A 6,302-nucleotide genomic window follows, 5' to 3' on the forward strand; every position below is an offset into this window, starting at 1 on the left:
ATTATAGGTTCGAGCAGTAAAAGTTAAAGCATAGTTGATGAACATGGGAATGAAAACAATCGTGAATGCAGGAAAGAGCAGAACAAGTAAAGGATTTAGAAGTTGTCTTTTTTTCATAGGTGTACCTCCGTTTTTTTAAAAGTTAGTATATAATGAATCAATTCGTTAATCCTTATTTGTCATATGTATAAGTTTAAAGAAAGACACTTTAAAGAATAATCTTAGCGAAGGTTATTAAATCGATGATTAATCCCACAGAAAATAAGAATAGCAAAAAATATCTAACAAATAAGTAAAAATCAGGATAGTCTTCTTTATTTTGCTTCAAGTCATAAAGACCTGTTGCAACTGCAAAAATAAAAATAAGTGGATTGACGTCACTCTCATAACTACCGGATAAAAAGATGTACGTAAAATAGCTGTTGATAAGAATAAGAAAAAAAGTTCTTCGTTTATAATTTTTCACCTTTTTGAATTTCCCTCCTTCTGAGGCTGTGTGGGTAAATAACATTAGTAGTTTTTTAATTTCTGCATAAGTTAATTATCTCTTGTTTTCACCTAAAATAACAGAACGTATTCATTTACAATTAGCAACTAGTGGTTGCAAGTAATTATTATTTAGTCAATTGAACTAAATATAAAAAAGTAAAAAAACAAAAAAATGGGTTTTTTATCTATACTATTATTTGAAGGAATAGTTTTTCGATTTCATGAAGAGCAAACTTAAAATAATGTCCATAAACCCTATAATGACAGTAATGCAACTGCTAGTTGCTACGATGTAAACTAGTACGTTCTTTTATAGAAAAGACTTTTCATAGATAATTCAAAGAGTAATATGCTTTTACGGAATGTTCTATGGGGGAGTTTAAGATGAAGAAAATTAAGAAATCTGCTAGTTATCAATTGTTATCTACAGTAGTTTTTGGCATTGCGATTTTTGAAATAGTACATCAGAAAATTGCCTTAGGGTATGTACTAATTTTTATTGGATACTGTTTGCTTCGAAAATCTGATTTTGAAAAATAAAAGATTTCTTAAGGAGAAAAAAATGAAAAAAATGCTAATTATTCCTTTTTGTTTAGTTATTTTGATGGGCTGTGGAATTAAAAAAGACACAAATATTCAAGAAATTGATCCTGTGTCATCCATCGAACCAATTTCGGATCGGCCAGGAGAGGTAACTGTGGTGAGTGAAGTTTCGGAACTAACTTATACTATTTTTAATTCGGTTAGTTCAACAGCTAAAGCTGAAATATATGAAGATGGAGATAAATTAACAATTTCATTTACAGATACAGCTCTACTTGAAGAAACAGAAGATAAGTCTACACCGCTATATTATAAAGTTGAAGTTGATCCAGAATATCAGCATGAATATTTGATCGTATTAGTTAATGGCGAAGATGCTGTGTTAAATAGCCTTATATTACAATAAACAGTTAGAAATAAATAGAGTTAAGGTACTTTTACATAAAGATGGAATGTTTTTTAAGATAGCAGGATAAACATATTTATCTAGGAGAGTAGACGTATGACAATAAGAAAAAATAAATTCCTAGCACTTTTTATATGGATGGTAATAATTTTTGCATTTGATAGTTTAAGCAATCATTATTCGCTTTTAAATCCTCAACGGCACTTTGGGTTTCCAGTTTATTTAATAGGAGTTATGATTACAAAAAGTTACATAAATAAGAAAGAGCTAAAGGAGCAGAAATTATGAATAACAAATTTGAACGGACAATGTTAAGGTTGATAATTTGGGTAGGGATAATTGGAGCTATAGTGATGGTATTGCTTGGGCTACTTGGCATTATGATGTGGGTTGCAGCTTAGATTTGCTATTGAAATTATTCGTATAAGGAACTTAATGTATAATTAAAAAAGGCGTATACTACAGACCTAGTATACGCCTTTTTTAGCAGGAAATAGTATCTAAAATAAACGAATACATATAGAGTTGAAATATAGACCAATTAGTTGGTTAGGTTAATTCAATACGAAGAAGTTAAAAAAGTTATCTAATGAATAATTAGGCTAATGGTAAAAAATTTTGGTATATTGTTAAAGTAGATAGTAAACATAATGTAGATGAATAAAAAGGGAGCTAAAGTATGATTAAACCGTTTGCTTTAAAAAATGGAGATAGAGTAGCTATCGTCAGTCTATCAAGAGGGATTTTAGGTGAAGAAACTTGTGCACACCAACTAGAATTGGGAAAAAAACGTTTGGAATCACTAGGACTGAAACCTGTCTTTATGCCGAATACGCTTAAAGGATTAGACTACCTTAGTGACTATCCTGAAGCACGAGCACAAGATTTAAAAGATGCTTTTCAAGATCCAACCATTAAAGGAGTAATAGCAGCAATTGGAGGCGATGATACTTATCGTTTGCTGCCTCATTTATTGGAGGATGAAAATTTTATAACTAATGTACAAGAAAACCCTAAATTATTTACCGGATTTTCTGATACGACAATAAACCATTTAATGTTTTATAAATTAGGAATGGTTTCCTTTTATGGCCCTAGTTTTATTACGGATATCGCTGAATTAGCTAATGGTTTGCTTCCTTACACAAAAGAGTTTTTACAAGATTATCTAGAAGGGTATGAACAGCGAGAAATTCGTTCTAGTAAGTTATGGTATGAAGAACGCACCGATTTTTCTAAACAAGCCTTAGGACAAGATCGTATGCAGCATGATGAAACGCGCGGTTATGAAGTTTTGCAAGGAACAGGAATAGTTTCAGGCCCATTACTTGGTGGTTGCGTAGAAAGTCTTTATGATATATTGGTTGGAGAGCTTTATCCAGATGAAGCAGAGATTTGTAAAAAATATCAATTATTTCCTTCATTAAATGAATGGGAAGGAAAAATAGTATTTTTAGAAACAAGTGAAGAAAAACCAGCTCCTGATATATTAAAAAAAATGTTGGAAACATTAAAGGAAACAGGTATTTTTTCTGTTGTTAATGGTCTGATCATTGGGAAACCCCAAGACGAAGTTTATTACGAAGAATATAAAACCATTTACTCAGAAGTGATTGATGATGTGGAATTGCCAATTTTATATAATGTTAATTTTGGTCACGCGTACCCTAGATGTGCTTTGCCTTATGGGACAAAAGCGACAATTGATTTAGATGAAAAAATGATTTTTATAGATGAATCACCTTTTCAAACTGTTGAATAAACAAAACGGCTAAAAAGTACAGTATTGAAGCTAAGATTGACAAATTAAAGAATTATACCGTATTCTAGAACTATAAAAAAGTGGAGCGTTACGAAGAAGGAGCTAGAGGATGCGGTTAGATAAATTATTGTTTGAAACAGGATTTGGTTCACGTCGAACAGTAAAACGATTGATTAAAAGCAAGCAAGTTGAAGTGAATGGAAAAATAATACTGGTTGATAATTTGAATGTGGACCCACAACTGCAAGAAGTGAAAGTAGCTGGAGAACGAATCCAATATCAGCCCCATGTCTATTACATGTTGCATAAGCCAAATGGTGTAGTAAGTGCCGTAACAGATGATAATAATCAAACCGTTATCGATTTGATTGATCCTTCTCAACGTGTTGCGGGATTGTTTCCAGTAGGGCGTTTAGATAAAGATACAGAGGGATTATTGTTGCTGACAAATAATGGTCAACTAGGGTATCAATTGTTGATTCCTAAAAAAGAAGTCACAAAAATTTATGAAGCGATTGTGAACGAAAGGGTCACAAGTGAAGACCAAGCAGCATTTGCAAAAGGAATTGTTTTTGATGGAGGCATAAAATGCAAGCCAGCTAAACTAACCATACTAAGTAGTAACGATAATGAGAGTAGAGTGCTGTTAGAGATCTGTGAAGGTAAATTTCATCAAGTAAAGAAAATGTTTTTATCGGTAGGGAAAAAAGTCACTTATCTTAAGAGATTGTCGATGGGGCCGTTAGAACTCGATGAAACATTACCTGTAGGATCTTATCGACCTTTGTATTTAGAAGAACTAATAGCATTAAGACCGTATTTCAAATGAGATTTTAGTCTAGTTTGGACAAACAAACCTGATTTCAACAACAGTTTGTCTACTATTAGAATAAGTTTGACTGAATTACTTACTTTCAGAATAAAACGGGTTTAAAGGAGATGAATTATGGTTATCTTAGGCATGAAAGTATCATTTCTCATTTACAATTCCTACTCTTTAAAAGATAAGCGCAATGTGCTAAAAAGTATCATTAAAAAAACGCATAACAAATTCAACGTGAGTATCTCTGAAGTTGGTGCTCATAATACGTTAAACCAAGGAGTACTAGGGATTGCTGTTGTGAGCAATAATCGTAAACTGTGCCAACAGACATTAGACCTAGTTTTGAAAGAAATCGAAGACAATGGTGAAGTAGAGATTCACTCCATTGAACGAGAAGAACTGTAAAAAAATAAACCAGAGAAGCCAATAGAGCTTGTCTGGTTTATTTTTTATTTAGTCTTCTTCCATTGGAAACGGTGTTTCTGCTCGTACGTTTAAGTACTCATCACGGAAAGGATGGTCTGACTCACTTTGCCATGGTTTGACATGTCCACTATAGTGAATCAAAGCTGGTTCATTACGTGCTTCAGTGTATTCTAGGTTACCAATTTTTGTTGGGTGTTTTTTTTCTTTCGTAATGATATAGGCTTGGGCATTCCATCTAGGATGGAGCACCAACCAGCGGTCATGCAAAATAGCATTCAATGCATCTTGGTCATGGAATCTTAACTCATCTGAATTTTCAGTAGCAAATTTTATTACTTGCTCCGATATTTTTTCAGCACGCCATTTTTCGACATCAATAATCATCATCCCAGAATTGAAGTAAGTATTCGATTCGGCATCAATTTCCATTGCATCTAAACGTGCATGGAACCCAGCATCTTCAACAGCTGCTAACAAGTTATCGCCTAAATCGATATTCCAGATGTCCTCGATATCTTCTTTAGCAATAATATCGCAATCTAAATAAATGACTCGCTTGATATCTGTGTGTTTAAAATAATTAGGAATCGCAATTCTAAAGTAAGCTGTTGTAGGTATCCGATCACTTTCTACCATATCCTCAAATTTAACTGTATCAATCTGCAAATAACTGATTGAAGCATTGTACTCATTTATCATACGGTTTAAACTATCTTTAGAAGTTAATGAAATATTGTCATCAATAACATAAAAGTTAATTTTTGTTTCGTCTTTTTTAGTTTTTAAAATAGATAAGAATAATGTAGCTAAGTGAGGAACAAAGCCATCATCTGTAGCTGAAACAATTGTAATTTCTGGATCAATCATGTTGGTTTTCTCCTTCTATATACAAAATGACTAAATAACTGTCTTTTTTTGTACTGGTTGATGTGTAATAAGTGACTTAATCATAATCTTTTGCTAGTAAAGAATCAAACAAAAAGCCTAAAGACGTATTTTGGATAATCAAAAATAAATAAGCTGTTTTGAAAACGAGTGTGTGGTAAAAGAGTTTGAATACTAGTATACTGATGGTGAAAAAGACTAAAGCGGATAACAAAAAGAAGTTTTTTTACATAAAAAGGAGGTGTGGATAATGGCTGTTGGAGTACAATCAATTTTTATGAATTTACCGGTTAAGGATCTAACAAAGTCTATTGAATTTTTCAAAGCACTTGGTTTTGATTTTGATGAACAGTTTAAAGACGATAAGGGAGCAAGCCTGATTATCACCGAATCTATTTACGTAATGTTGCTTACTGAAGAATTTTTCTCTAGTTTTACCCACCAAAAAATTACGGACACATCAATGGAAAATGAATTGATCACTGCTTTACAGGTTGAATCAAAAGATGCAGTAGATGAACTAGTAAACAAAGCACTTGAAAATGGCGCAGAAGACAAAACAACGAAATTGAGTGAAGAAGAAGAGGCTATGATGTATTACCGTCGCTTTAAAGATTTAGATGGACACTTATGGGAAGTCATGTATATGGATATGAGTGAAATGGGAGCCTAAATTTTTGGGTAAAGACATGAGAACGATGTTTCTTATGTCTTTTTTGTCTATTTTACGAATAGATTTAAATAAGGTAGAATAAGAATAACGAATAGTAAAAATATAGGAGTTTGAATAATGACAGAATTACATAACCTGATAATTAAAGGGAAACCTCAAACAGATTTAGAAAAAGGTTTGCTAGCTTATAAAAAAGAACAGCTGCTTCAAATCGCTGTGCAACAGCAACTATCCGTTAGAAAAAGTTACACAAAAATGAAGATTGTAGAACAATTAAAACCGGTTATTGTTAAAC

At 32.4% G+C, this 6,302-nt stretch carries 9 protein-coding genes; 7 read left to right on the forward strand and 2 right to left on the reverse strand.

The genetic code is table 11. The annotated features are described in order from the left end of the window. Nucleotides 1-208 precede the first annotated feature (208 nt). Nucleotides 209-466, reverse strand: a complete 258-nt coding sequence (locus ABS911_RS13600; RefSeq protein ID WP_350468012.1) for a hypothetical protein — start codon at nucleotides 464-466, stop codon at nucleotides 209-211. 407 nt (nucleotides 467-873) lie between these two features. On the opposite strand from ABS911_RS13600, the gene ABS911_RS13605 reads away from it, so the two are divergent. From ABS911_RS13605 to ABS911_RS13630, 6 genes are all read left to right on the forward strand, one after another. After that, nucleotides 874-1,029 carry a hypothetical protein gene (locus ABS911_RS13605; RefSeq protein ID WP_187948962.1) on the forward strand — a complete coding sequence of 52 codons (156 nt, stop codon included), beginning with the start codon at nucleotides 874-876 and terminating at the stop codon, nucleotides 1,027-1,029. 22 nt (nucleotides 1,030-1,051) lie between these two features. Beyond that, nucleotides 1,052-1,438, forward strand: a complete 387-nt coding sequence (locus ABS911_RS13610; protein WP_350468013.1) for a hypothetical protein — start codon at nucleotides 1,052-1,054, stop codon at nucleotides 1,436-1,438. Nucleotides 1,439-1,534: 96 nt separating this feature from the next. Continuing rightward, on the forward strand, nucleotides 1,535-1,726 hold the full coding sequence (locus ABS911_RS13615) for a hypothetical protein (protein WP_350468014.1): 192 nt from the start codon (nucleotides 1,535-1,537) through the stop codon (nucleotides 1,724-1,726). 391 nt (nucleotides 1,727-2,117) lie between these two features. Next, on the forward strand, nucleotides 2,118-3,200 hold the full coding sequence (locus ABS911_RS13620) for a S66 family peptidase (RefSeq protein WP_350468015.1): 1,083 nt from the start codon (nucleotides 2,118-2,120) through the stop codon (nucleotides 3,198-3,200). Nucleotides 3,201-3,309: 109 nt separating this feature from the next. Next, entirely contained in the window at nucleotides 3,310-4,029 is a 720-nt protein-coding gene (locus ABS911_RS13625; protein WP_350468016.1) for a pseudouridine synthase, read from the forward strand. A gap of 117 nt (nucleotides 4,030-4,146) precedes the next feature. Then, nucleotides 4,147-4,428 (forward strand): DUF503 domain-containing protein, encoded by a 282-nt coding sequence (locus ABS911_RS13630; RefSeq protein ID WP_350468017.1) that lies wholly within the window; start codon nucleotides 4,147-4,149, stop codon nucleotides 4,426-4,428. Between the two features lie 48 nt (nucleotides 4,429-4,476). On the opposite strand, the gene ABS911_RS13635 is transcribed toward ABS911_RS13630, so the two are convergent. Then, nucleotides 4,477-5,316 carry a glycosyltransferase family 8 protein gene (locus ABS911_RS13635; RefSeq protein WP_187948965.1) on the reverse strand — a complete coding sequence of 280 codons (840 nt, stop codon included), beginning with the start codon at nucleotides 5,314-5,316 and terminating at the stop codon, nucleotides 4,477-4,479. Between the two features lie 268 nt (nucleotides 5,317-5,584). Here ABS911_RS13635 and ABS911_RS13640 point away from each other — a divergent pair, with 268 nt between their 5' ends. After that, complete coding sequence (locus ABS911_RS13640; protein WP_350468018.1) at nucleotides 5,585-6,007, forward strand: VOC family protein; 423 nt, start codon at nucleotides 5,585-5,587, stop codon at nucleotides 6,005-6,007. Nucleotides 6,008-6,302 lie beyond the last annotated feature (295 nt).

Source organism: Carnobacterium sp. (assembly GCF_040274425.1).